The 24,480-nt window shown below is 65.4% G+C and carries 22 protein-coding genes; 12 read left to right on the top strand and 10 right to left on the bottom strand.

Annotated features, from left to right (window positions below):
- Window positions 1–34: 34 nt before the first annotated feature.
- Window positions 35–1,504, top strand: a complete 1,470-nt coding sequence (locus tag BHD08_RS13215; RefSeq protein WP_125022782.1) for a PLP-dependent aminotransferase family protein — start codon at window positions 35–37, stop codon at window positions 1,502–1,504.
- 21 nt (window positions 1,505–1,525) lie between these two features.
- On the opposite strand, the gene BHD08_RS13210 is transcribed toward BHD08_RS13215, so the two are convergent.
- Both BHD08_RS13210 and BHD08_RS13205 read right to left on the bottom strand, forming a co-directional pair.
- Window positions 1,526–2,785: a dicarboxylate/amino acid:cation symporter gene (locus BHD08_RS13210; protein ID WP_125022780.1), complete on the bottom strand. Its 1,260-nt coding sequence runs from the start codon at window positions 2,783–2,785 to the stop codon at window positions 1,526–1,528.
- An 88-nt stretch (window positions 2,786–2,873) separates the two neighbouring features.
- Complete coding sequence (locus BHD08_RS13205; RefSeq protein ID WP_125022778.1) at window positions 2,874–4,298, bottom strand: aspartate ammonia-lyase; 1,425 nt, start codon at window positions 4,296–4,298, stop codon at window positions 2,874–2,876.
- 162 nt (window positions 4,299–4,460) lie between these two features.
- On the opposite strand from BHD08_RS13205, the gene BHD08_RS13200 reads away from it, so the two are divergent.
- From BHD08_RS13200 to BHD08_RS13160, 9 genes are all read left to right on the top strand, one after another.
- A complete protein-coding gene (locus BHD08_RS13200) occupies window positions 4,461–5,369 on the top strand; it encodes a LysR substrate-binding domain-containing protein (protein ID WP_125022776.1) in 909 nt (302 codons plus the stop codon).
- A gap of 192 nt (window positions 5,370–5,561) precedes the next feature.
- Window positions 5,562–8,279, top strand: a complete 2,718-nt coding sequence (locus tag BHD08_RS13195) for an AMP-binding protein (RefSeq protein ID WP_125022774.1) — start codon at window positions 5,562–5,564, stop codon at window positions 8,277–8,279.
- Between the two features lie 70 nt (window positions 8,280–8,349).
- A complete protein-coding gene (locus tag BHD08_RS13190) occupies window positions 8,350–10,275 on the top strand; it encodes a bifunctional sugar phosphate isomerase/epimerase/4-hydroxyphenylpyruvate dioxygenase family protein (protein WP_125022772.1) in 1,926 nt (641 codons plus the stop codon).
- A gap of 119 nt (window positions 10,276–10,394) precedes the next feature.
- Window positions 10,395–12,887, top strand: coding sequence for an ATP-binding protein (locus BHD08_RS13185; protein WP_125022770.1), 2,493 nt, complete (start codon window positions 10,395–10,397; stop codon window positions 12,885–12,887).
- Between the two features lie 157 nt (window positions 12,888–13,044).
- Window positions 13,045–13,533, top strand: a complete 489-nt coding sequence (gene purE / locus BHD08_RS13180; protein ID WP_177412675.1) for a 5-(carboxyamino)imidazole ribonucleotide mutase — start codon at window positions 13,045–13,047, stop codon at window positions 13,531–13,533.
- 116 nt (window positions 13,534–13,649) lie between these two features.
- Window positions 13,650–14,735 (top strand): 5-(carboxyamino)imidazole ribonucleotide synthase, encoded by a 1,086-nt coding sequence (locus tag BHD08_RS13175; RefSeq protein WP_125022766.1) that lies wholly within the window; start codon window positions 13,650–13,652, stop codon window positions 14,733–14,735.
- Between the two features lie 83 nt (window positions 14,736–14,818).
- Entirely contained in the window at window positions 14,819–15,070 is a 252-nt protein-coding gene (locus BHD08_RS13170; RefSeq protein WP_003297756.1) for a GlsB/YeaQ/YmgE family stress response membrane protein, read from the top strand.
- Window positions 15,071–15,122: 52 nt separating this feature from the next.
- Window positions 15,123–15,659 (top strand): DUF3299 domain-containing protein, encoded by a 537-nt coding sequence (locus BHD08_RS13165; RefSeq protein ID WP_125022764.1) that lies wholly within the window; start codon window positions 15,123–15,125, stop codon window positions 15,657–15,659.
- A 10-nt stretch (window positions 15,660–15,669) separates the two neighbouring features.
- The gene (locus BHD08_RS13160; RefSeq protein ID WP_125022762.1) at window positions 15,670–16,353 is read left to right on the top strand and encodes a uracil-DNA glycosylase family protein; all 684 of its coding nucleotides are present in this window, start codon (window positions 15,670–15,672) and stop codon (window positions 16,351–16,353) included.
- On the opposite strand, the gene BHD08_RS13155 is transcribed toward BHD08_RS13160, so the two are convergent.
- The 6 genes from BHD08_RS13155 to oscA all read right to left on the bottom strand — a co-directional run bounded on the left by BHD08_RS13155 (window position 16,350) and on the right by oscA (window position 21,860).
- Entirely contained in the window at window positions 16,350–17,339 is a 990-nt protein-coding gene (locus tag BHD08_RS13155) for a 2-hydroxyacid dehydrogenase (RefSeq protein WP_125022760.1), read from the bottom strand. The two genes, BHD08_RS13160 and BHD08_RS13155, sit on opposite strands and share 4 nt — an antisense overlap.
- 106 nt (window positions 17,340–17,445) lie before the next feature.
- Window positions 17,446–18,450 (bottom strand): sulfate/molybdate ABC transporter ATP-binding protein, encoded by a 1,005-nt coding sequence (locus tag BHD08_RS13150; protein WP_125022758.1) that lies wholly within the window; start codon window positions 18,448–18,450, stop codon window positions 17,446–17,448.
- Window positions 18,451–18,452: 2 nt separating this feature from the next.
- The gene (cysW, locus tag BHD08_RS13145) at window positions 18,453–19,328 is read right to left on the bottom strand and encodes a sulfate ABC transporter permease subunit CysW (protein ID WP_125022756.1); all 876 of its coding nucleotides are present in this window, start codon (window positions 19,326–19,328) and stop codon (window positions 18,453–18,455) included.
- Between the two features lie 13 nt (window positions 19,329–19,341).
- Window positions 19,342–20,157, bottom strand: coding sequence for a sulfate ABC transporter permease subunit CysT (cysT, locus tag BHD08_RS13140; RefSeq protein WP_125022754.1), 816 nt, complete (start codon window positions 20,155–20,157; stop codon window positions 19,342–19,344).
- Between the two features lie 256 nt (window positions 20,158–20,413).
- A complete protein-coding gene (locus tag BHD08_RS13135) occupies window positions 20,414–21,412 on the bottom strand; it encodes a sulfate ABC transporter substrate-binding protein (RefSeq protein WP_125022752.1) in 999 nt (332 codons plus the stop codon).
- Between the two features lie 268 nt (window positions 21,413–21,680).
- Window positions 21,681–21,860, bottom strand: a complete 180-nt coding sequence (gene oscA / locus BHD08_RS13130) for a sulfur starvation response protein OscA (protein ID WP_125022750.1) — start codon at window positions 21,858–21,860, stop codon at window positions 21,681–21,683.
- Between the two features lie 257 nt (window positions 21,861–22,117).
- Between oscA and BHD08_RS13125 the strand changes: the two genes are divergently transcribed.
- Window positions 22,118–22,693, top strand: a complete 576-nt coding sequence (locus tag BHD08_RS13125; protein ID WP_125022748.1) for an alpha/beta hydrolase — start codon at window positions 22,118–22,120, stop codon at window positions 22,691–22,693.
- A 47-nt stretch (window positions 22,694–22,740) separates the two neighbouring features.
- Window positions 22,741–23,379, top strand: a complete 639-nt coding sequence (locus BHD08_RS13120; protein ID WP_003284022.1) for a peroxiredoxin — start codon at window positions 22,741–22,743, stop codon at window positions 23,377–23,379.
- Between the two features lie 32 nt (window positions 23,380–23,411).
- Here the strand turns inward: BHD08_RS13120 and BHD08_RS13115 are convergent, their stop codons facing one another.
- On the bottom strand, window positions 23,412–23,636 hold the full coding sequence (locus BHD08_RS13115; protein ID WP_125022746.1) for a DUF2188 domain-containing protein: 225 nt from the start codon (window positions 23,634–23,636) through the stop codon (window positions 23,412–23,414).
- Between the two features lie 279 nt (window positions 23,637–23,915).
- Window positions 23,916–24,344, bottom strand: a complete 429-nt coding sequence (locus BHD08_RS13110; protein ID WP_125022744.1) for a hypothetical protein — start codon at window positions 24,342–24,344, stop codon at window positions 23,916–23,918.
- Between the last annotated feature and the right edge of the window lie 136 nt (window positions 24,345–24,480).

The raw sequence follows: 24,480 nt of genomic DNA, 5'->3' as shown, positions 1-24,480 counted from the left end.
ATTACTTGTGACTTTGATAGAGCCAATGCGACCTATGCCGACCACACCCCCATTGCCCGTCGATCTTTCCGGCATTTGTCTGGAGCGCAGTCAGGGGCTGACACGCCAGCTCTATCAGGCCCTGCGCGAGCGCATCCTCGACGGACGTCTGGCTGGAGGAAGTCGGCTGCCGGCCGGTCGCGATCTGGCGGCATTGCTGGCGGTGTCACGCAACACCGTTACCCGGGCGTTCGATCAGCTCTACGCCGAGGGCTACATCGAAGGCCGGGTAGGCGATGGCACCTACGTGGTGGAACTCGGCAGCGCGCGGCCGCTGATGCAGCCGCCTGCTTCCGGGGTAGTGCCGACCGAGGCGCTGTTGCGCCTGCAGCGCAATCACCTTGCGCTACCCGTGAGCGGTGCGCCGAGGGCCTTTCGCATCGGCGTGCCGGCCTTCGATCTGTTCCCCTTCGAAACCTGGGCGCGGCTCACGGCGCGCTTCTGGCGCAAGCCATCGCCAGCGCGCCTGGGTTATGGCGACCCGGCGGGTGAGCCTGCCTTGCGCGAACTGGTAGCGGCCTACCTGCGCAGCAGCCGCGGGCTGAACTGCGATCCGTCCCAAGTGGTGATTACCTGCGGCGCGCAGCAGGGCATCAGCCTCTGCGCCCAGCTGCTGGTGCAGCCTGGTGATCGCGTAGCGCTGGAAAACCCCGGCTACCGCGCCGCCGGCCATGCCTTCGCCGTGGCTGGCGCCGAGCTGTGTGGGGTCGCGGTGGATGGCGAGGGACTGGATACCGCCGCCCTCGCGCAGATCGAAGGCTGTCGGCTGGCCTATGTCACGCCCTCGCATCAGTACCCGACCGGTGTGACCCTGTCGCTGGCGCGGCGCCTGGAATTGCTCGCGTGGGCCGAACGCAACGAGGGTTGGATCGTCGAGGATGACTACGACGGCGAGTACCGTTACAGCGGCACGCCGTTGACGCCTTTGGCGGCGCTGGACCGGCAGGGGCGGGTGCTCTACGTCGGCACCTTCTGCAAGATCACCTTCCCCGCGCTGCGCCTCGGCTACCTGGTGTTGCCTCCCGGCCTGGCCGAGGCCTTCGCCCGTCGCCGCGCATTGGATATTCGTCACTCGGACATTAGCAGCCAGATGGTGATGGCGGAGTTCATCGCCGCCGGCCATTTTCAGCGTCACGTGCGCCGTATGCGCCAGGCCGCCCGGGTGCGCCGCGACACCTTGCTTCAGCATTGGCCAGAGGCGATCCCTGGTTGCGGCGCGTTGCCGGCGGTGGATGCCGGGCTGCATCTGTGCGTGCCGGTGCACGGCCAGACCCGCGAAGCCGAGCTGGTTGCCGCGGCGCGAGCGGCGGGGGTGGAAATGAACGGGCTGGGCGACTACTGGCTGGACGGTCAGGCGCCGAGAGGCGCACCGGGCGGTCTGGTGCTGGGTTTTGCGGCGGTTCCGGAAGTGGAAATCATCGCCGCGCTGCAACGCCTGCGTCACGCCTGGGACCTGCCGAGCTAGCGGCAGGTCTCCAGACGGCGCTCACTCCTTGTTGCTGGCGTCGTACACCGCTCGGTCGAGCTCCTGCTCGCTACGACCGACCAGGGTGGTGGTCATCAGGTCGCCGGCGACGTTCACCGTGGTGCGCGCCATGTCGAGGATGCGGTCGATTCCGGCGATCAGCGCCACGCCTTCCAGCGGCAGGCCGGCAGCGGTGAGCACCAGGCCGAGCATGATCAGCCCGGCGCCGGGGATGCCGGCGGTGCCGATGGAGGCCAGCGTCGCGGTGAGGATGATCATCGCGTACTGCCCGGCACTGAGGTCGATGCCGAAGGCCTGAGCGATGAACAGTGCGAGCACGCCCTGATAGATCGCGGTGCCGTCCATGTTGATGGTCGCGCCCACTGGCAATACGAAGCCGGCCACACCTTCCGATACGCCGAGGTTCTTGCGTGCGCATTCGATGGACACCGGCAGCGTGCCGGAGCTGCTCGACGTACTGAATGCCACCGCCAGTGCCGGGGCGATGCCCTGGAAGAAACGCAGCGGGTTGAGCCGCGCCAGCAGGCCGAGCAGGCCGCCGTAGACCAGCAGGACATGGGCGATGCTGGCCAGGTAGATCACGCCGATCACGCCCGCCAACGGCAGCAGTACTTCGGCACCGTGGCTGCCGACCACACCGGCAGTGAGGGCGAAGACGCCGATGGGCGCGACGCGCATCACCAGGTCGGTGAGCTTGTAGAAGGTTTCGGCCAGCGCATCGAACAGGCGCACCGCCGGCGCGCCGCGCTCGCCGATCAGGTTGATGCTGACGCCCAGGGCGATGGCGAAAACGATGATCTGCAGGATGTTGCCTTCGGCAAAGGCGGTGACCGGGTTGGCCGGTACCAGGCCGACCAGGATCGACACCAGCGAGGGCGCCTGCTTGGCCTGCTCGCTGCCACTGGCAACCATGTTCATCCCCTCGCCGGGGCTGAACAGCGCGCCGAACAGCAGGCCGATGCTGACCGCGAAGGCAGTGGTCACCAGATAGATGGCGATGGTCTTCAGGCTGATGCGGCCAAGCTTGGCGCTGTCCTGCATCGAGGTGATGCCAGCCACCAGCGAAACGAACACCAGTGGCACGATAAGCATCTTGATCGCATTGAGAAACAGCGTGCCGATCGGTGCCAGTAGTTGCGCGTCTGCGCCAAAGGCCATGCCGGCGGCGACGCCGAGGGCCAGGCCGATGAGGATCTGCTGCCAGAGCGGCAGGCGGACGAGCAGGCGCAGGGGAGCGGAGAGGGTCGTACTCTGAGTCATGGGTTTTCCTGTTGTTTTTATTGTGCGAACGGGCCGGGCTGGCGGCCCGTAAAGCAAGCGCCCGGCTATCTGCCGGGCGCAGTGTTGATCAGACCGCCAGTGGTGCCAGGCGTGGCGCGATCATGTTCTCCGGGCGCAGGATCTCGGCCAGCATGGCGTCGTCGAGCAGCCGCTCTTCGCGCACCAGCTCCAGCACGCTGCGACCGCCGAGCAGCGCCTCGCGGGCCAGGCGGGTGCTGTTGTCGTAGCCGATATAGGGATTCAGCGCGGTGATCAGGCCGATGGAGCTTTCCATCAGCTCGCGGCAGCGCGCTTCGTTGGCGGTGATGCCTTCGATGCAATGCTCGCGCAGCATGTCCATGGCGCGCTGCAGCAGACGGATCGAATCGAATAGCTTGTAGGCGATCAGTGGCTCCATGACGTTGAGCTGCAGCTGTCCGCCTTCGGCGGCCATGGTCAGCGCCAGGTCGTTGCCGATCACTTCGAAGGCGACCTGGTTGACCGCTTCGGGGATTACCGGATTGACCTTGCCCGGCATGATCGAACTGCCCGGCTGGCGCGGTGGCAGGTTGATCTCGTTGAAGCCGGTGCGCGGGCCGCTGGAGAGCAGGCGCAGGTCGTTGCAGATCTTCGACAGCTTCACCGCCAGGCGCTTGAGCATGCCGGAGAACAGCACGAACGAGCCCATGTCCGAGGTGGCTTCGATCAGGTCAGCGGCCTGGCGCAGCGGCTGGCCGCTGATCTCGGCCAGGCGCTGCACGGCGATCGACTGATAGCGTGGATCGGCATTGATGCCGGTGCCGATCGCGGTGCCGCCGAGGTTTACCTCGAGCAGCAGTTGCGGGGCGAAACCGCGCAGATGCTGCAGGTCCTCGCCGAGGGTGGTGGCGAAGGCGTGGAATTCCTGGCCGAGGGTCATCGGCACGGCGTCCTGCAGCTGGGTACGACCCATTTTCAGCACGTGGGCAAAGGCGTGGCCCTTGCCGGTCATTGCCTCGCAAAGGCTCTCCAGGCTGGCCAGCAGCGTATCGTGGCCGAGCAGCAGGCCGAGGCGAATGGCGGTGGGATAGGCGTCGTTGGTCGACTGCGCCATGTTCACGTCGTTGTTCGGGTGCAGGTACTGGTACTCACCCTTGGCGTGGCCCATGGCCTCAAGACCGAGGTTGGCGATCACCTCGTTGGCGTTCATGTTGGTCGAGGTGCCGGCACCGCCCTGGATCATGTCCACCACGAACTGCTCGTGGAATTCGCCGCGGATCAGGCGCGCACAGCCCTGGCTGATCGCCACGTGCTTGGCCTCGGGCAGGTAGCCCAGCTCGCGGTTGGCGTCCGCCGCCGCCTGCTTGACCATCGCCAGGGCGACGATCAGCTTCGGGTAATGTGCCAGCGGCACGCCGGAGAGGCGAAAGTTGTGCAATGCGCGCAGGGTCTGGATGCCGTAGTAGGCGTCGGAAGGAACGGGGAGGGTGCCAAGCAGGTCTTTTTCGACTCGCGATGATGCAACTTCGGACATGATGGTAATGTGGCTTCGGTAGGCGCAGGCAGTGCTGCAGTGCGCCTAAAATAAGGCTTTCAGGGGTTTGGCGGCCAATGCCGTTACCGGCTGCCCTATGCCGAAACGGCATAACGTGGCTGTGACTTTGTACTGGGCGCAATCGTATCGAGGGATGTTCAGGTGAATCTGGAAACCAAGTGGCTGGAGGATTTCGTGGCGCTGGCGGCGACCCGCAGCTTCTCCCAGGCCGCGCAACGCCGCTTCGTCACGCAGCCTGCGTTCAGCCGGCGCATCCGTTCGCTGGAAGAGGCACTCGGCCTGCAGTTGATCAATCGTTCGCGCACGCCGATCGAGCTGACCGAGGCCGGCCAGCTGTTCCTCGTCAGCGCACGCAACATGGTCGAGCAGCTCGGCGAAGTGGTGCGCCATCTGCACCACGTCGAAGGCCAGCAGGGCGAGGTGCTGCAGATTTCCGCGGCGCACTCGCTGGCGCTGGGCTTTTTCCCGGCGTGGATCGCCGGCCTGCGCCACGATGGCTTGAACATCGCCACCCGGCTGATCGCCACCAACGTCGGCGAAGCCGTGCATGTGCTGCGCGAAGGCGGCTGCGACCTGATCCTCGCCTACTACGACCCGGATGCCGCGCTGCAGCTCGATCCGGAGCTGTTTCCCTCGCTGCACCTGGGCCGCACCGAGATGCTGCCGGTTTGCGCGGTGGGGCCGGACGGTGTGCCGCTGTACGACGTCGACAGCGGGCAGACCGTGCCGTTGCTGGCCTACAGTGCCGGTGCTTTCCTCGGCCGCTCGGTCAATCTGCTGCTGCGTCAGCGCGCACTGCGTTCGACCACGGTCTACGAGACGGCGATGGCCGACAGCCTGAAGAGCATGGCATTGCAGGGGCTCGGTATCGCCTGGGTGCCGCGGCTCAGTGTCGAACCCGAACTGCAGCGCGGCGAGCTGGCGGTCTGCGGCAGCGAGCAATGGCGCGTGCCTTTGGAAATCCGTCTGTATCGCTGCTCGCTGATGCGCAAGGGCGCGGTGCGACTGCTCTGGCGGCGACTGGAGGCCCGGGCTGCCGCGCTCTCGTGAAAAGGCTCTATCTAGGCGGCTAGCGCGCAACAACGAAGCTTAAGTTCGCCTACGGTCTTGGAACGGGCGGTTATCGTGAGTCGAACTGCACACATTTTGTTGCGCAACATTGGGCAACTTTTCGCCGTCTCGCTGTCCTAGGTGTGCAATCCGTGCCATGGCCCGGCCGGATCTTAGCCAAGGACAGACAGCGTGACCCACGACCTAGATTTGGCCGTGCCCCGTTCGGGCGCGGCCTCCCCAGTGCTGGGCGATGCCGCAGCGAACGCCGGAGCAACCACCCTGTACGCTGCGCTCGCCCGTGCTGCCAGCATGAAGCCCGAGCAGCCGGCTGTGGTTTCGACCCGCTTCGCGCCGCTGGACTACCGTCGACTGCATCAGCTGATCGATGAAACCCGCCTGCAGTTGCGCCAGGCTGGCTTCGGTCGCGATGCACGGATCGGCATCATGCTGCCCGAAGCGCCGCAAGCGGCCGTTGCCATCGTTGCCATAGCTTGCGCTGCTGTTGCGGTGCCGATCGATCCGCGCCTCGGCCCGGCCGAACTGGACCAATTTCTCCAGCAGCTGCCGCTCGATGCGCTGCTGATCGGCAGCGACAGCGAACAGGGCCAACGGGCTGCCGAACGCCACGGGCTGGCATTGATCAAGGCGGAGCCGGCCGAAGATGGCACGCCGGCGCTGCTGCTCGACATGCCGGGCGCCGCGCAACCGGCCGCCGACGAACTGCCGCTGCCTGACGCTCCGGCATTCATTCTGCGCAGCTCCGGCACCACCGCCCTGCCCAAGCTGATTCCCTTCAGCCATCGCAACATGCTGACCGCTGCGCGCAAGTGGCAGCGCTGGTTCGGCCTGGATGGCGGCGACCGCTGCCTGTGCGTGTCGGCGCCGTATTATTCCCACGGGCTGAAGGTCACCATCCTGACACCCTTGCTCGCAGGCGGCAGTGTCGCCTTCCCGCTCAGCCCGGCGGTGGTGGACCTGCACGAGTGGTTCGACGCCCTGCGCCCCACCTGGTATTCCGCCGGTCCGGCGTTGCATCGAGCGGTCCTGGAAGCTGCCACTACCTACCCCGAAGGCCTCGGCGCGCACCGACCGCGCTTCGCCTCTTCCGGCGGCGCGCCGCTGGGACAGGACATCATTGATGCCTTCGAACAGGCCATGGGCTTCCCGCTGCTGGAGCATTACGGTTCCAGCGAGGCAGCGCAGATCGCCGTCAATACCCCCGCGGAGCGCAAGAATGGCAGCGTAGGCCGACCCTGGCCGGAAACGCTGAGCATCGTCGACGAGGATGGCCTGCCGGTGCCGACCGGCCAGCGCGGCGAAATCCGCGTGCGCGGCGCAACGGTCATGCCCGGCTATCTCGGCGATCCCGCGCTGAATGACATGCTGCGAGAGGGCTGGTTCCACACCGGCGACATCGGCAGCCTCGACGAGCACGGCTTCCTCTACCTGCACGGGCGCCTGCGCGAAGTCATCAACCGCGGTGGCGAGAAGGTCAGCCTGCCGGAAGTCGACGCGGCTTTGCTGCGCCATCCGGCGGTGGCGGATGCCGCCGCGTTCGCCGTGCCGCATCCGCGTCTCGGCCAGGACGTGGCCGCGGCGGTCGTGCTGCATCCGCAGATGGGTGTCTCGCCCAGTGAACTGCAGAACTTCCTGCGTGGTGAGCTCGTTTATTTCAAAGTGCCGCGGCGCGTACAGGTCGTCGATGCCTTGCCGCGCGGGCTGACCGGCAAGGTGCTGCGCCATCACTTGGCGGATGCATATGTCGAACAGCGCAGCGAGCGAGCCCGTCAGGCCGGCGCCAGCGAGGCCGCCTCGCCGCTGGAGCAGGAAGTGCTGGCGCTCTGGCGCCGCCTGCTGAAAACCGAAGCGGTAGGCCCGCAGGACAACTTTCTCGATTGCGGCGGCGATTCGCTGCTGGCTACCGAGATGCTGACCGAACTGGAGCAGATGCTCGGCCGCGTGATTCCCGAGTCGGTACTGGTGGAGGCCGAGACCGCACGAGAGCTGGCCGAGCGCCTGGAAAATCTCGCGGCGCACGTTATCCCGGTCATCGACTTCAACGCGCAGCCGGGGCGGACGGCGTTGTTCTGGTTCCACGGCGATTTCGCCCATGGCGGTTACTACATCCGCCGCCTGGCCAGGCTGCTCGGCTCTCAGCAGCCGCTGACCGCCATTGCCCCGCACGGCATGGGCGACGAGCCGATTCCCGAATCGGTGCAACAGATGGCCCGCGAGCGCCTGCCGCTGATCCTCGAGCGTCAGCCCGAAGGGCCGTATCGCATTGGCGGCTACTGCAACGGCGCGCTGGTGGCCTTCGAAGCGGCTCGCCTGCTCGTGGAAGCCGGACACCGCGTGGAAATCGTCGCGCTGATCGACCCGCCCACCGCCAATGTGCGGCCCTGGTCGCGAGCGATCCTGCGCACCCTCGACCGCGTGTTGCCGGATAGCTATCTCGCCCGTGCCTACGAGGCGCTGAGCCGCTTCGGCGAAACCAGCAAATGGCCCTACCCGAAGCGCCTGGCCAACCTGGCCTGGAAGCTCACGCACCGCGGTACGCGCATGGTGCAGCAGCGGCTGGCCGGCGAGGTGGCGCCGCCCCCCACGGCGCGGGACCGCGAAGTGCGCGTGCGCTTCCTGCAGTACTCGCTGGTGATGGCGCGCTACCTGCCGCAGCGCATCGATGCGCCGGTGGTCTATTTCTCTGCCGATTACACCAGCCGGGCCTGGCGCAACATGGGCGCGAGCTTCGAAAGCTACGACGTCCTCGGCGGTCACCACCGCTGCGTCAAGGATTACACCGCCTCGATCGCCACCCCGCTGCGCGCACTGCTGGAGGATTCGGCAGCGCCGATGCCAGCTCAGAGCGGTCTGAGGCATCCGGCCAAGCGTGATGGTCTGGTGCCTTGATCATGACTCTGGCTTCGCATATCCGTCGGCGGCCTGCACGGCCGCGGCCCCCGGTAACAGGAGTAACCGCATGAAGCGCTCCATCGCCACCGTGTCTCTCAGCGGTACTCTGCCGGAAAAACTCGAGGCCGCAGCGGCCGCGGGGTTCGACGGTATCGAACTGTTCGAGAACGATCTGCTGTACCACTCCGGCAGCCCGCTGGACGTTCGCCGGCGCTGCGAGGCGCTGGGGCTGGCCGTGACGCTGTTCCAGCCATTCCGCGATTTCGAGGGCTGCCCGCGCGAGCGGTTGCAGCGCAATCTCGACCGCGCCGAACGCAAGTTCGATCTGATGCAGGAACTCGGCGCCGAGCTGATGCTGTTGTGCAGCAACGTGCAGGCCGATGCGCTGGGCGACCGCGAGACGCTGCTCGGCGACCTCGGCCTCATCGCCGAACGGGCTGGCGCACGTGGTCTACGGGTCGGCTACGAGGCGCTGGCCTGGGGCCGGCACATGAAGACCTGGCGCGATGTCTGGACGCTGGTGCAGCAGGTCGACCATCCGGCGCTGGGCGTGATTCTCGACAGCTTCCATACCCTGGCCCTGGGCGACGACCCGAGCGGCATCGTCGAGATTCCCGGTGAGCGGATCTTCTTCGTGCAGCTGGCCGACGCGCCGGTGCTGGCCATGGACGTGCTGGAGTGGAGCCGACATTTCCGCTGCTTCCCCGGCCAGGGCGAGTTCGATCTGGCGGGCTTTCTCGCGCCGGTGCTGCAGGCCGGCTACAGCGGTCCGTTGTCGCTGGAGGTGTTCAACGACGGCTTCCGTGCCGCACCGCCGCGTGGCATCGCGGCCGATGGCTTACGTGCGCTGCGGCACCTGGAAGAAAAGACCGGCCAGCGACTCAGCGCTTCGGCGCCGTCCGCAGCCGTCGTACCGGCGCTGTTCACGGCGCCAGCGGCACCGCGCTACGAAGGCATCGATTTCCTCGAGTTCGCGGTGGACGAACCGCACGCGGTGCGCCTCGGCAGTTGGCTGCAGCAGCTCGGCTTTGCCCACGTCGGCCAGCACCGCTCGAAAGATGTGCAGCTGTTTCGTCAGGGCGAAATCAACATCGTGCTCAACGCCGAACCCTATTCCTTCGCGCACAACTACTTCGAGGCACACGGCCCCTCGGTGTGCGCCATGGCGCTGAAGATCGATGACGAAGCATCGGCGCTGGCGCGTGCCTGCGCCTTCGGCGGGCAGCCCTATCGCGGGCTTATCGGGCCGAACGAGCGGCAGATTCCGGCGGTGCGCGCGCCGGACGGCGGCCTGATCTACCTGCTCGAATCCGGGGCGCCAGGACAGAGCAACTACGACATCGATTTCCGCCTGCACGCCGTGACACCCGCGGGCGCCGGCCTGCAGCGGATCGATCACATGGCCACTGCGCTGCCGGCCGAGAGTCTGGCCAGCTGGGTGCTGTTCTACCGTAGCCTGTTCGATTTCGAGGCCGACGACGAGCTGCTGCTACCCGATCCCTATGGCCTGATGAAATGCCGCGCCATGCGCAGCCCTTGCGGCCGGGTCCGCCTGCCGCTGAACACCTCGCAGGATCGCGACACGGTGATCGCCCAGGCGCTATCCAGCTACCGCGGCGCCGGCGTGCACCATGTGGCGTTCGCCTGTGACGATATCTTCGCCGAGGTGGCCCGCGCGCAGGCGGCCGGCGTGCCGCTGTTACAGATCCCGCGCAACTATTACGACGACCTGGCCGCGCGTTTCGACTTCGACGACTCGCTGCTCGCCGAACTGGCGCGCTACAACGTGCTGTACGACCGCGACGCCGAGGGCGGCGAGCTGTTCCACGTCTATACCGAGCCGTTCGAGGGGCGCTTCTTCTTCGAGATTCTGCAGCGCTGCAACGGCTACGCCGGCTACGGGACGGCCAACGTGGCGGTGCGCCTGGCGGCGATGGCCAAGCAGTGTCGCCGCGCTGCACCGGCCGCGACCGCTCTGGCCAGCGCCTCCTGAAACCGCGGCGGTGCATGCGGCAAAGGTGATGGTTTGCCGCCGCGGCTGCGGTGCTATGATCGCGCCCCTGCCGCGCCTACTGCTGATGGCGTGCCTTGCGCGGTTGCTGGAGCCCAATCGTGCCCATCCCAAAACCAATCGGCTTGCGTCAATGGATCTGGCGAGCCTTCGTTCGCAGCGCGCTGATTCCGCTGGTCCTGGTGGAAACCGCGTTGATCGCGATCTATCTGCTGACCAACGGCGCGATCCGCGACGCGCAGATCGACCATCTGCGCCAGACCGCGCTCAATGACCTGCAGGCGTCGGCCAGCCTCGAATCGCGCCTGATCAGCGAGCAGCTTGCCCAGGTCGGCTCGCTTACCCAGCTGTACCGCAACCTTACCGCGAAGGCATTGCACGACGGTGCGCCTGCGCCGTTGCCGGAGCTCGCCCTCAGCCCCGACGGCGTGCGCTACAGCCCCGACGATAACGGTGGCGCGGCGGTGTTCTATTCCGGCGCGACGCCAGCCGAGCAGCATGACCTGCAGAAGATCGCCAGGCTGCGTCAGCTGGAACCGCTGATGAAGGAAATCGAGACGCGCAACCCACTGGTTGCCAGCCTGTATTTCAACAGCTGGGACAGCTTCAACCACATCTATCCGTGGTTCTTTACTCTCGAGCAGTACCCGGCAGATATGGATATCCCCAAGTACAACTTCTATTACCTGGCCGATGCCGGGCACAACCCGTCGCGCGATGTGGTGTGGACCGACGTCTACCTGGATCCGGCCGGTCATGGCTGGATGATGTCGGCGATTGCGCCGGTCTATCGCGATGACTTCCTCGAAGGGGTGGTCGGCATCGACATCACCGTCAGCCTGATTCTCGAGCAGATCGGCCAACTGCAGGTGCCCTGGGGCGGCTATGCCATGCTGGTCAGCGACGACCTGTCGATCATGGCGCTGCCGGAGCCCGGTGAAGTGGACTTTGGCCTCGCTGAACTCACCGATCACTCCTACCTGGAGGCGATCCGCAGCGAGATGTTCAAGCCGGAGGACTTCCAGCTCGATCGCCGTCCTGAAACGGCGGAGTTGGCCACGGCGATATCCGGCGCCCCGAGCGGTGTGCAACGGGTGATGCTGGGCGGCCGGCCGCAGCTGGTGGCCTGGACGACCGTCGCGCAAACCGGTTGGCATCTGCTCGCGGTGGTCGATGAGGCGGCGGTGTTTCGCCAGACCAACGCCCTGGCCAGCCGCTACCAGCAGATCGGCTACCTGCTGATCGCCGGGCTGGTGCTGTTCTACATCGGCTTCTTTGCCGTCATGTGGCTGCGCGCACGCCAGCTCAGCCAGGCGCTGCTGGCGCCCATCGCGGGGATCTCCCGGATGCTTGGCGATATCGGCCTCGGTCGCTGGCGACCGGAACCGGTGCATGCGCCGATCCTCGAACTCGACGAGATGTCCCGGCATACCCAGGACATCGGCAGTCGTTTGGCCCACAGCGAATCGGAACGCTGGGAGGCGCAGCGGCGTCTGGAGCTGGTGCTGGAGAGCGCGACCGAGAGCCTCTGGGAATACGACATGCCCAATCACACGCTGCGCGTGCGCGGCAGCATGCTGGGCCGTTTCGGCCTGCCGACCGGCCGCCTCAGCGACAGCGAATTCCGTCAGCGCATCCACCCGGATGACCTGCCGCAGGCGCTGGCGCAGATCGAGCGCGTCCAGCAGGGGCTGCAGCAGCGCTACGAAGCCGAATACCGCTTCGCCGATGCGCTGGGCGAGTACCACTGGCTGCTCAGCCGTGGCCGGGTCCTGGAGCAGGACCCGCAAACCGGTGTGGCGCGGGTGCTGGCTGGCACCCATGTGGATATCGATGCGCTCAAGCGCGTCGAGGGCGAACTGCGCGCGGCAACCCTGCAGGCGCAGGCCGCCAGCGAGGCGAAGGGGCGGTTGCTCTCGGGCATCAGCCACGAGCTGCGCACGCCGCTCAATGCGATCCTCGGCTTCGCCCAGCTGATGCGCATGGATTGCGATGACAGTGGCCAGTCCGAAGCGGCCGAGTACCTCGACGAGATCCTGCTCGCCAGTCGGCACCTCAACCAGCTGCTGGGCGAGATCCTCGAATGGTCCAGTCTGCAGAAAGAGCGTCCGCAGCTGGAGCTGCAGCCGGTGGGTGTGTGCAGCCTGATGCGCGAATGCGCCGAGCTGGTTGCCCTGGAAGTCCAGCAGCGGGGTTTGCAGCTTGATCTGAACCTGCCGGACGACAGCCTGCTGGTGCTCGCCGAGCCGCGCCGCCTGCGTCAGGTCCTGCTCAACCTGCTTTCCAACGCGATGAAGTACAACGTACCCAACGGTCATATCAGCCTGCGCGCCGAAAGCAGCCCGGAGCACGTGCGCATCCTGGTCGAGGACACCGGCCTGGGCATCGACCCGGCGCAGCAGGCGCAGGTGTTCGAGCCCTTCCAGCGGCTCGGGCGCGAAAACAGCATGATCCAGGGCACCGGTATCGGGCTGTCGCTGTGCCTGGAGTTCGCCCGGCTGATGAACGGTCAACTGGGGCTGCACAGCGAGCCAGGCGTGGGCAGCCGCTTCTGGATCGAATTGCCGCGCGTGGTGCCGGCGCAGCTCCAATAGCGCCGGTCGTGCGGGGTACTGGCCGGTCACGCCTTGCGCTATACTGCGCGGCTTTCGCGCGAGCGCCCGAGGCTGCTTGGCGACCACCCAGGCCACGCTCTTTTGCGTGGTTTGTTGTTCTTGACGCGCCCGCGGGCGCCCGATGAGAGGCACGACGATGAGCGCACTGGTAGGCGTGATCATGGGCTCCAAGTCCGACTGGTCCACCCTGAGCCACACCGCCGACATGCTGGAAAAGCTGGGCATCCCCCACGAAGTGACGGTGGTTTCCGCCCACCGCACCCCGGACCTGCTCTTCCAGTACGCCGAACAGGCCGAAGCCCGTGGTTTGCGCGTGATCATCGCTGGCGCTGGCGGCGCTGCCCATTTGCCGGGTATGTGTGCGGCCAAGACGCACCTGCCGGTGCTTGGCGTGCCGGTGCAGTCGTCGATGCTCTCCGGGGTCGATTCGCTGCTGTCCATCGTGCAGATGCCGGCCGGCGTGCCGGTCGCCACCCTGGCCATCGGCAAGGCCGGCGCGATCAACGCCGCGCTGCTCTCGGCGAGCATCCTCGGGCACGAGTTCCCCGAGTATCACCAGGCTCTGAAGAAATTCCGCGACGAGCAGACCCAGAGCGTTCTGGATTGCCCGGACCCGCGCGACTGAGCCGCCTGCGCCGGCTGTCTTCGCCAGACGCGGCGAGGTCTGTCGGCGGGTATAAACTTGCTTTCCTGCGCCGCAACGCGTGCGCTTGATCTGCCGCCTACTGAAGGGCCGTTGCTATGAAAATTGGTGTGATAGGTGGCGGCCAGCTGGGCCGCATGCTGGCGCTGGCGGGCACCCCGCTGGGCATGAACTTCGCCTTCCTCGACCCGGCTCCGGATGCCTGCGCGCAGGCCCTCGGCGAGCACATTCGCGCCGACTACGACGATAAGGATCATCTGCGCCGGCTGGCTGACGAAGTGGATCTGGTGACCTTCGAGTTCGAGAGCGTACCGGCTGAAACCGTGGCCTTTCTCTCGCAATTCGTGCCGGTCTACCCGAGCGCCGAATCGCTGCGCATCGCCCGTGATCGCTGGTTCGAGAAATCCATGTTCAAGGATCTCGGCATCCCTACGCCGGAGTTCGCCGACATCCAGTCGCAGGCCGACCTCGACGCCGCGGTGGCCAGCATCGGCCTGCCAGCCGTGCTCAAGACCCGCACCCTGGGTTACGACGGCAAGGGCCAGAAGCTGCTGCGCAAGCCGGCCGATGTGAGCAATGCCTTCGCCGAGCTGGGTAGCGTGCCGTGCATCCTCGAGGGCTTCGTGCCGTTCACCGGCGAAGTCTCGCTGATCGCCGTACGCGGGCGTGATGGCGAGACCTGCTTCTATCCGCTGGTACACAACAGCCACGAGGGCGGCATCCTGCGGCTGTCGGTGGCCAGCAGCAACCATCCGCTGCAGGCGCTGGCCGAGGACTACGTCGGTCGCGTGCTCAAGCAGCTGGACTATGTCGGCGTGCTGGCCTTCGAGTTCTTCGAAGTCGATGGCGGCCTGAAGGCCAACGAGATCGCCCCGCGCGTGCACAACTCCGGGCACTGGACCATCGAAGGCGCCGAGTGCAGCCAGTTCGAGAATCACCTGCGCGCCGTCGCCGGCCTGCCTCTGGGTTCGACCGACAAGCTGGGCGAGAGCGCCATGCTCAACTTTATCGGCGAAGTGCCGCCGGTGGAAAAGGTCATCGCCATTCAGGACTGTCATCTGCACCACTATGGCAAGGCCTTCAAGGCCGGGCGCAAGGTCGGCCACGCCACGCTGCGCTGCCCCGATCGCGCCACGCTGGACCGGCAGATCACCGCTGTCGAGACGCTGATCCCGCATTCCTGACGCCCGGCCGTCAGGCTTCGGCGAACCGCCGCAGAGCCCTCGGGTCCATTGGTTACCCACCTTCGGACCTGAGGAGATTATCCATGGGCATCATCGGCACCATCATCATCGGCCTGATCGTCGGTCTTATTGCGCGCTTCCTGAAGCCCGGCGACGACAGCATGGGCTGGATCATGACCATCCTGCTGGGTATCGGCGGCTCGCTGCTGGCGACCTACGGTGGCCAGGCGCTCGGCCTCTACCAGGCGGGTGAGGGCGCAGGCTTTATCGGCGCCGTGGTCGGTGCGATCATCCTGCTGGTCATCTACGGTATGGTCACCAGTCGCAAGCATTGATGCACCGCGGGGCCGCGCCCTGCGGCCCCGTTCTCTCTCATGTAGTTGCCCTATGCGCAAATCCCTCCTTTCACTGTTCTGCTGTCTCGCATTCGCGTCCACCGTTCATGCCGCACCGGCGGAGCTCGACTGGTTGGAACTGATGCCGCCCGAGGATCGCCAGGCGCTGGAGGAGATGCCCGAGATCGACCACGCGACGCCCGAGGATCTGGGTTTCAGCGACCAGGGCGGACTCAAGCAGGACGCCGGGCTGCCGGCGGTGATGTATTCGGCGAAGACCGTTGCCGAACTGAACGGCCGCGAGATCCGCCTCGGTGGCTATCCGGTGCCGCTGGAGAGCGACGAGCGCGGGCGCAGTACCGAATTCTTCCTGGTGCCCTATCCCGGGGCCTGCATCCACGTACCGCCGCCGCCACCGAATCAGATCGTGCTGGTGCGCTACCCGAAGGGCATCGCCCTGGAGGACATCTACGCGCCGCTGTGGGTCGACGGTCGCCTGCAAATCGAGCCGGTCAGCAACGATCTGGCCGATGCCGCCTATGCGCTGGAAGCCGCGGCAGTCGAGCTGGTCGACGAAAGCGACTTCTGAGCCACAGGCAATGACGCTTCCCACCGAGATACGTCAGGCGCTGCGCGAGGTTGCCGCGCACACCGATGGCATTGATCGACCGGTCTACCGGGCATTCGAGCGTGATCCGCTGGAGCCGATCATCGGGCTTGGCGACGCCGATGCGCCGCTCTGCTTTTTCGGCCGTGATCCGGGCCGCGAGGAGGTCCGCCATGGCGAGCCCTTCATCGGCGCTGGAGGGCAGATCGTCCGGCGTGTGCTGTATCGCCACCTGCACGGTGAGCAGATGCCGGATTTCGAGGCCGGACGGGCGCTGGGGCGGGACTATTTCTGGATCAACACCGTGCCGTACAAGCCGGTCGGCAACAAGGCCTGGTCGATGGCGGTGAAGCGCCGTTTCCATCCGCTGATGCGTCAGCTGCTGGTCGACAGCTGGCACGGCCGGCAGATCGTCACGCTCGGCCGCGAGGCGTTTTTCTGGTTCGGCATCGACCAGCCGCGCGCAGAGCGTCAACGGCTGGAGGCCTTCTGGCAGCGTGAGGAGCGCTTCAGCGCCAGCCTGGATATCGAGCTACAGGACGCGCAGGGGCGGAGCCGAACCTTCAGCCTGCATCCGCTGCCGCATCCCTCGCCGCTGAACCAGACCTGGTTCAAGCGCTTTCCGGAACTGCTCGAAGCGCGGCTGCGCCAACTCGACGGGCAGCTAAAACCTTAGTCGCTGACCTGATTGCTGGTCTGCCCGGCCTGCCAGGCCGCGACGTTGCCCAGGGTGGTCCCGGCGATGGCGGCCAGCGCCTCCTCGGTAAGAAACGCCTGATGCGCGGTGACGATCACGTTAGGGAACGACAGCAGCCGCGCCAGCACATCGTCCTGCAGCGGCAGGCCGGAGTGATCCTCGAAGAACAGCCCGGCTTCTTCCTCGTAGACATCCAGACCCAGATAGCCGAGCTGGCCGCTCTTCAGCGCGCCGATCAGCGCCGGCGTGTCGATCAGCGCGCCGCGACCGGTGTTGATCAGCATGGCGCGTGGCTTCATGGTCGCCAGGCTCTGCTGGTTGATCAGGTGGCGGGTCTGCTCGCTGAGCGGGCAATGCAGGCTGACGATATCGCTGCTGGCCAGCAGCGCGTCGAGCGCCACGTAGCGCATGCCGAGGCGTTCCAGTTCGCCATTGGGGTAGGGGTCATAGAGCTGCACCTCGCAGCCGAAACCGAGCATGATTCGCGCAAACACGGCGCCGATCTGGCCGCTGCCGACCACACCGACACGCTTGCCGACCAGATCGAAACCGGTCAGCCCCTGCAGCGAGAAATTGCCTTCGCGGGTACGGTTGTAGGCGCGTGGCAGGCGCCGATTGAGCGCCAGGATCAACGCTACGGTGTGCTCCGCCACCGCATGCGGCGAATAGGCGGGCACCCGCACCACCGGCAGGCCGAGGCGCTGCGCGCAGGGCAGGTCGACATGGTTGTAGCCGGCCGAACGCAGCGCGATCAGCCGCGTGCCGCCGGCCGCGAGCTTCTCCAGCACGGGGGCCGAAAGCACGTCATTGACGAACGGACAGACCACCTCGGCGCCCGCCGCCAGTGCAGCGGTATCCGGGTCGAGGCGCGCCTCGAGGAAATGCAGATCGAAGCCATGCGCCTGATTGGCGGCCAGGAAGCTGTCGCGGTCGTAGGCCTTGCTGCTGAACAGGGTGATGCGCATCGGGATGCCTCGCTGGGAAGGACGACTGCCGACAGGGTGCGGCAGTTGCCCATCAAGGCCAAGTAACTTCCGTCGCTCGGCCTGTTTCAGCTTGTGTAGCGTCGCATCAGCCGGTCTGCTGTGCGGCAGCGGGGCGTACCGCCTGCCCCTTGGGTTGAAAGTACAGCGTCGCACCACGCTGCACACCGACCAAGCTGGCGTGGTCGTTGCCGACTTCCGCCTCGATTGGCTCGGCCTGACCGGCCACCTTGAGCGTGACCCGGGTCAGCGCACCAAGCGGGCGGATATCGCGCACTTCGCCAGCCAGGTGCTCGGCCACCGCTTCGCGACTCAGAGAAATCTCGTGCGGGCGGAACAGCACGCTGCGTTCAGCGTCCAGCTGCAGGCGATTGGCATCGCCGAGGAAGTGATAGACGAACTCGCTGGCCGGGTTGGCGTAGACCTCTGCCGGCGTACCGATCTGCTCGATCACGCCCTTGTTCATCACTACGATACGGTCGGCGACTTCCATCGCTTCTTCCTGATCATGGGTGACGAATACGGACGTCAGATGCACGTCCTCGTGCAGGCGGGCCAGCCAGCGGCGCAGTTCCTTGCGCACCTTGGCGTCCAGCGCACCGAAGGGTTCGTCGAGCAGCAGCACCTTGGGCTCGACCGCCAGCGCGCGGGCCAGGGCGATGCGCTGCCGCTGGCCGCCGGAGAGTTGCTCGGGGTAACGGTCGGCAAGCCAGTCGAGCTGCACCAGGCCGAGCAGTTCATGGACCTTCTCAGCGATTACCGCATCGCTCGGGCGCTGCTTTTTCGGCTTCATGCGCAGGCCAAAGGCAACGTTTTCGAACACGGTCATGTGGCGGAACAGCGCGTAGTGCTGGAAGACGAAACCGACATTGCGATCGCGCACGTCACGGCTGGAGACATCCTCGCCATGGAACACGATGCTGCCGCTGTCCGGCGTTTCCAGCCCGGCGATGATGCGCAGCAGGCTGGTCTTGCCGCAGCCGGATGGGCCGAGCAGGGCAACCAGTTCGCCGCTCTGGATGTGCAGGTTGATGGCGTTCAGTGCCTGGAACTGGCCGAAGCGCTTGTTGATGTGGCTGATTTCGATCGACATGGTCATTCCTCGGCGTTTGCATGCAGGCGGGCGATACGCGACTCGCTCCACTGCTTGAGCAGCAGGATCACCAGCGCCAGGCCCAGCAGCAGGCTGGCCACGCTGAACGCGGCGACATGGTTGTATTCGTTGTAGAGAATCTCGACGTGCAGCGGCAGCGTGTTGGTCAGCCCACGGATATGCCCGGAGACCACCGACACCGCGCCGAACTCGCCCATGGCCCGCGCGGTGCAGAGCACCACGCCGTAGATCAGCCCCCATTTGATGTTCGGCAGGGTGATATGCCAGAACATCTGCCAGCCGCTGGCGCCGAGCAGCCGCGCGGCTTCTTCCTCGGTGCTGCCCTGTTCCTGCATCAGCGGGATCAGCTCGCGGGCGACGAAGGGCACGGTGACGAACAGCGTCGCCAGCACGATGCCCGGCACGGCGAAGACGATCTGGATGTCGTGATCACTCAGCCATTCGCCGAAATAGCCCTGGGCGCCGAACAAGAGCACGTAGATCAGCCCGGCGATCACCGGCGAGACCGAGAACGGCAGGTCGATCAGGGTCACCAGCAGGCTCTTGCCGCGGAACTCGTACTTGCTCACGCACCAGGCGGCGGCGACGCCGAACACCAGGTTCAGCGGCACCGAGATGCCCACGGCGAGCAAGGTCAGCTTCAGCGCGGCGAGCGCGTCGGGCTCGAAGATGGCGCTGAAAAAGGTGCCGAAGCCCTGCTTCAATGCCTCGCTGACGACGATCAGCAGCGGCAGCAGCAAGAACAGCGCGAAGACCAGCCAGGCAGCGACGATCAATAGCCGACGGCCAAGGGCGTTGCCGCGTCGTGTGGCATTGGCGGTGCTGTTTGCGGTCACCGATAGGGAAGCGGTAGTCATGTCGGTGGCCTCGTCAGGAGAGCGCGATGCGGCGCTGCAGCAGGTTGATGAGCAGCAGCAGGACGAACGACACCACCAGCATCAGCACGCCGATGGCCGTTGCACCGGCGTAGTAGTACTGATCCAGCTTGACCATGATCAGCAGCGGCAGGATCTCGGTCCTCATCGGCATGTTGCCGGCGATGAAGATCACCGAACCGTACTCGCCGACGCCGCGGGCAAATGCCAGGGCGAAGCCGGTGAGCCAGGCGGGAAGCAACGCGGGTAGCAGCACGTGACGAACCACCTGTAGCGGACGCGCGCCGAGGCAGGCTGCGGCTTCCTCGACTTCCCGCGGGATGTCGGCCAGCACCGGCTGGATGGTGCGCACCACGAAGGGCAGGGTGACGAAGGTCAGCGCCAGGGTGATGCCCAGCGGGGTGTAGGCAATCTTGAAGCCCAGGTCGGTAGCGAACTGACCGATCGGCCCGTTCGGTGCGTACAGCGCGGTCAGCGCAATGCCGGCCACCGCGGTGGGTAGGGCGAAGGGCAGGTCGATCATCGCCTCGATGATCTTGCGGCCAGGAAAGCGATAGCGCACCAGCACCCAGGCCAGCAGCGTGCCGATGATGCCGTTGAGCACAGCGGCGACGAAGGCGGTGCCGAAGCTGAGTTTGAGTGCCGCCAGTACACGCGGCACACTGACGATGGCGATGAACTGCGCCCACGAGAGTTCGGTGGTCTTGAGAAACAGCGCACCCAGGGGAATCAGCACCAACAGGCTGAGGTACACCAAGGTGTAGCCCAGCGTCAGCCCGAAGCCGGGTATGACGGAGGAGGTTCGGGACATGGACGTTGCCTTTATTCGAGCGACTGGCGTGACGAGCGCAGCCTGCAGGGTGCAAGTCGCGTTTCACTTCCACCATCGCCCTCTTGGTGGGAGCGATGGTGGATCGGTGAAGCGCGATCCACCCTACGAACTGCCGAGCAAGGTGTCAGCTGAAGCGAAGCGTGTAGGGTGGAAGTCGCTTTTTACTTCCGCCGGCGGCCCTCTCCGGGGGCGACGGTGGATCGATGAAGCGCGATTCACCCTACGAAGCCACGGCTTACTGCGTCTGGTAGATCTGGTCGAAACCCCCGCCATCATTGAAGAACTTCGGCTGCGCGGTCTTCCAGCCGCCGAAGTCCCCGTCGATGGTGACCAGCTTCAGCGCCGGGAACTGGTCCCTGAACTCGGCCGCCACGCTTGCGTTGCGCGGCCGGTAGAAGTTCTTCGCGGCAATGCGCTGGCCTTCCTCGCTGTACAGATAGTTCAGGTAGGCCTCGGCGACTTCACGGGTGCCCTTGCGCTCGACGTTCTTGTCGACCACGGCTACCGGCGGCTCGGCGAGGATCGACAGCGAAGGCGCGATGATCTCGAAGTTTTCGCCGCCCTGTTCCTTCAGCGCCAGGAAAGCTTCGTTCTCCCAGGCCAGCAGCACGTCGCCGATGCCGTTGTTGACGAAGGTGACGGTCGAGCCGCGGGCGCCGGTGTCCAGTACGGGCACGTTCTTGTACAGCGTCCCGACAAACTCTTGCGCCTGCTCTTCCGTGCCGAATTTCTGCTGCGCATAAGCCCAGGCGGCCAGGAAGTTCCAGCGCGCACCGCCGGAGGTCTTCGGGTTCGGCGTGATCACCTCGACGCCTGGCTTGACCAGATCATCCCAATCCTTGATGCCCTTCGGGTTGCCCTTGCGCACCAGGAACACGATGGTCGAGGTATAGGGCGTGCTGGCGTCCGGCAAACGGGTCTGCCAATCCTCAGGAATCAGCTTGCCGATACGCTGCAACTCGTCGATGTCGCCGGCCAGCGCTAGCGTCACCACGTCGGCACGCAGCCCATCGATGACGGCACGGGCCTGCTTGCCCGAGCCGCCGTGGGACTGTTGAACCTTGATCGGCTCATGGCCTTGGGCTTGCCAGTGCTTGTTGAAGGCGTCGTTGAATTCCACATAAAGCTCGCGCGTCGGGTCGTAGGACACGTTGAGCAGGGTGTCGGCGGCCAACGCGTGGCTGCCGATCAGCGCGCTCGCCAGGGCGGCGAGGGCGAAGCGACGAATGGACATGGTGCAGCTCCTGAAAAAACTAAATTTGGTATGTGTTGGCGCTTCAGGTGCGGTCGCGTGAGTCACGCTCGGAGACAGGCAGAGCGAGGCAGAAGCCAGCCTGAGCTGGTTGCTACGTGGATTGCCTGTGTCAGGTGGTTTTCAGCGATTCGATTAGGTCCGCATTCGCGGACGACAGCTGCAGTACCGGTGCGTGTTCATGGTCTCGGCTCGTTTCATGGTCACGCCCTCCGGTGGTCCAGTCGGGCTGATGGATGGGGTAGGAAGGTCAGGCGTTCTTGGCGGTCGGCTGCAGGCGAAACTTTTCCTTGCGCTCGATCTGCACCACTTGGCCGTTGTGCACGGTGATTTCCACCGAGCCGAACTTGAGGCCGTGCAAGGCACTGTGGATCTCGCGCAGGATGCTGGCTTCGTCCTGCCCCTCGAGGTTGCGAATGGTCGCGGTCATTTCTGTTCTCCGTGAAAGCCTTTCGTGACGGCCGAAACGGCCGTAGCCAGCAAGGCGTGAAGCGGATAATAGGGAAAGCTTAAATATTCTTAAAAATATTGTTTAAGAACATTTATAGATCGCTAAGGAATAAATCGGGTGCAGCTGAGAGGCGTGCTCGATATGCTGATATAGAATAACTAAAGAATTTCTTATTCTTTTTCAGTTAGCTCTGCGTCTGCCTAGACTGGCCACCATGAATCACAGGAGGCGCCGATATGCGCAGCATCCGTTATCTGATCGTGCCGGGCTGGCACGGCTCGCCCGATGAACACTGGCAGAGCCATTGGTATCGAACCCTGCCGGGCAGCGCACGGGTGGAGCAGCAGGACTGGTTCCTACCGCGCCGCGAAGACTGGGTCGCCGAACTGCAGCGCAGCCTCGCTGCCAGTGCCGAGCCGGTCATTCTGGTGGCGCACAGCCTGGGCTGCGTCACCGTTGCGCACTGGGCGGCGCAGGCGCCTGCGCCGCTGCTGCAACGGGTGCGCGGTGCCTTGCTGGTGGCACCCGCGGATGTCGAACGCAGCGGCTGCCCGGAAGCGTTGCACAACTTCGCGCCGATCCCCCGCCAGCCTCTGCCATTCGCCAGCCTGCTGGTCGGTTCGGACGACGACACCGCCGCGAGTGCCGCACGCGCTATTGAAATGGGCCACGACTGGGGCAGCGAGACCACGATCCTGGCTGGTGCCGGACATATCAATGTGGCCTCCGGGCATCGGCGCTGGGAGCAGGGCTTCGCCAGCCTGTACCGCTTGCAGAGCCGGATCGAGCGACAGGCGCAACGGCGCGCCTGAATCGCTATCAACCAACGCAGCAACCCACGCAAGACAGGAGAACGAAGATGAGCATCCGCCTCGGCGATATCGCCCCCGATTTCGAACAGGATTCCAGCGAAGGCCGCATCCGCTTCCACGAGTGGCTGGGTGACAGCTGGGGTGTGCTGTTCTCGCACCCGGCCGACTTCACCCCGGTGTGCACCACTGAACTGGGCTTCACCGCCAAGCTGAAGGACGAGTTCGCCAAGCGCAACGTCAAGGCCATCGCCTTGTCCGTGGACCCGGTGGATTCGCACATCAAGTGGATCGACGACATCAACGAGACGCAGAACACCCGCGTCAACTTCCCGATCCTGGCTGACGCCGACCGCAAGGTCTCCGAGCTGTATGACCTGATCCACCCGAACGCCAACGACACCCTGACGGTGCGTTCGCTGTTCGTCATCGACCCGAACAAGAAGGTGCGCCTGACCATCACCTACCCGGCGAGCACCGGGCGCAACTTCCACGAGATCCTGCGGGTGATCGATTCGCTGCAGCTGACCGACAATCACAAGGTTGCCACCCCGGCCAACTGGCAGGACGGCGATGAGGTGGTGATCGTGCCCTCGCTCAAGGACGAGGAGGAAATCAAGCAGCGCTTTCCCAAGGGCTATCGCGCGGTCAAGCCGTACCTGCGCCTGACGCCGCAACCGAACCGCTGAGACAGGATCCCAGCTGGGCGGTTAAGGCTTGGTCAGCCCTCGCTGCGTCGCGGATCGGCGCTGCGCGGGTAGGTGCGCTCTTCCTGAATGCTGCCGTCCTTCTTGTGGATCTTCACCGACGCCGTCTTGCCCTCAAGAAACGCAGCGGTCACTTGCAGCATTTCGTCCTTGGTCGCGGCGCTTTTCGAGGCGCGCGTCGCCCCCTCCTTGCGCAGCTCCCAACCCGACTCGGTGGCACTGATGTGATAGTTGTTCATGTGCGGCTCCTCTGTATGGGTTGCGTTTTTAGAGTGCTGTGCAGAGGAGCGGTTCGGTGAGGCGGCTTATGCGTTGACCAGCGACGTGATGCCGACCAGCAGCTGATTCAATGGGCGTCTATCGCAGAGAGCGGGGGGAGGGGACACAGCTGAAAACTGGCGGAACGACCCTTCGACTGAATCGTCCTGCCGCCCGCGGGTTATCGCGAGGCATCGGGTCGGCCTGGGATGGCTTGAACACCACCCCTGGCCAATGCGCCATCCTGCTCGGCTGACGCGCTAGATGAACGCCTGCCGCGATACGCCACGCGGCAGGCGATTGCGCCCCGGCAGCTGCTCCAGACGTTTCAGCCATTCGGCGCGCGCGGAGAGGACGGAAGCCGGCTTCGCCGCCGTTTCGGGCGCAGTCGGAGCGGCTTTGACTGCCGCTGCGGGTGTACGCGTTGCAATCTTCGCTACCGCTGCAGGAGCCACCGGTGCGGTTTTCGCCGCCACCTCGGGTGCAGCTGCCGCAGTCTTCGCCGCCTTAGCCGCAGCCCGCAGTTCAGCGAGGCTAGGCGTCTTGCGCACCGGCTCGCTTACCGCCTTTTCCACGCTGCGCAGGCAGAGCTTGCATGAAACCTGAGTGGCGTCCGCCGAACTGTTCAGGCTCGAACCCGTGCGCCCACATGCGACATTGCCATTGGAGGCGGAGTAATGAATCACCAACGTTCTGTCTCCTGAATTTCGGGGCGCGGGATTCTACACGCTCAGTTCACTCAGGCAACGCGGCGGGTGAAAACTTGCAGGAGGACGATGCCGAAGCACAGCGCAGAAACGAAAAAGGCCCGCATTTCTGCGAGCC

It is taken from the genome of Pseudomonas sp. SCT (genome assembly GCF_003864275.1).
In the GTDB taxonomy this organism is placed as follows: Bacteria; Pseudomonadota; Gammaproteobacteria; order Pseudomonadales; family Pseudomonadaceae; genus Stutzerimonas; species Stutzerimonas stutzeri_AE.
The sequence above is the reverse complement of the archived record's forward strand: the minus strand, read 5'-3'. Positions and strand labels throughout refer to the sequence as shown.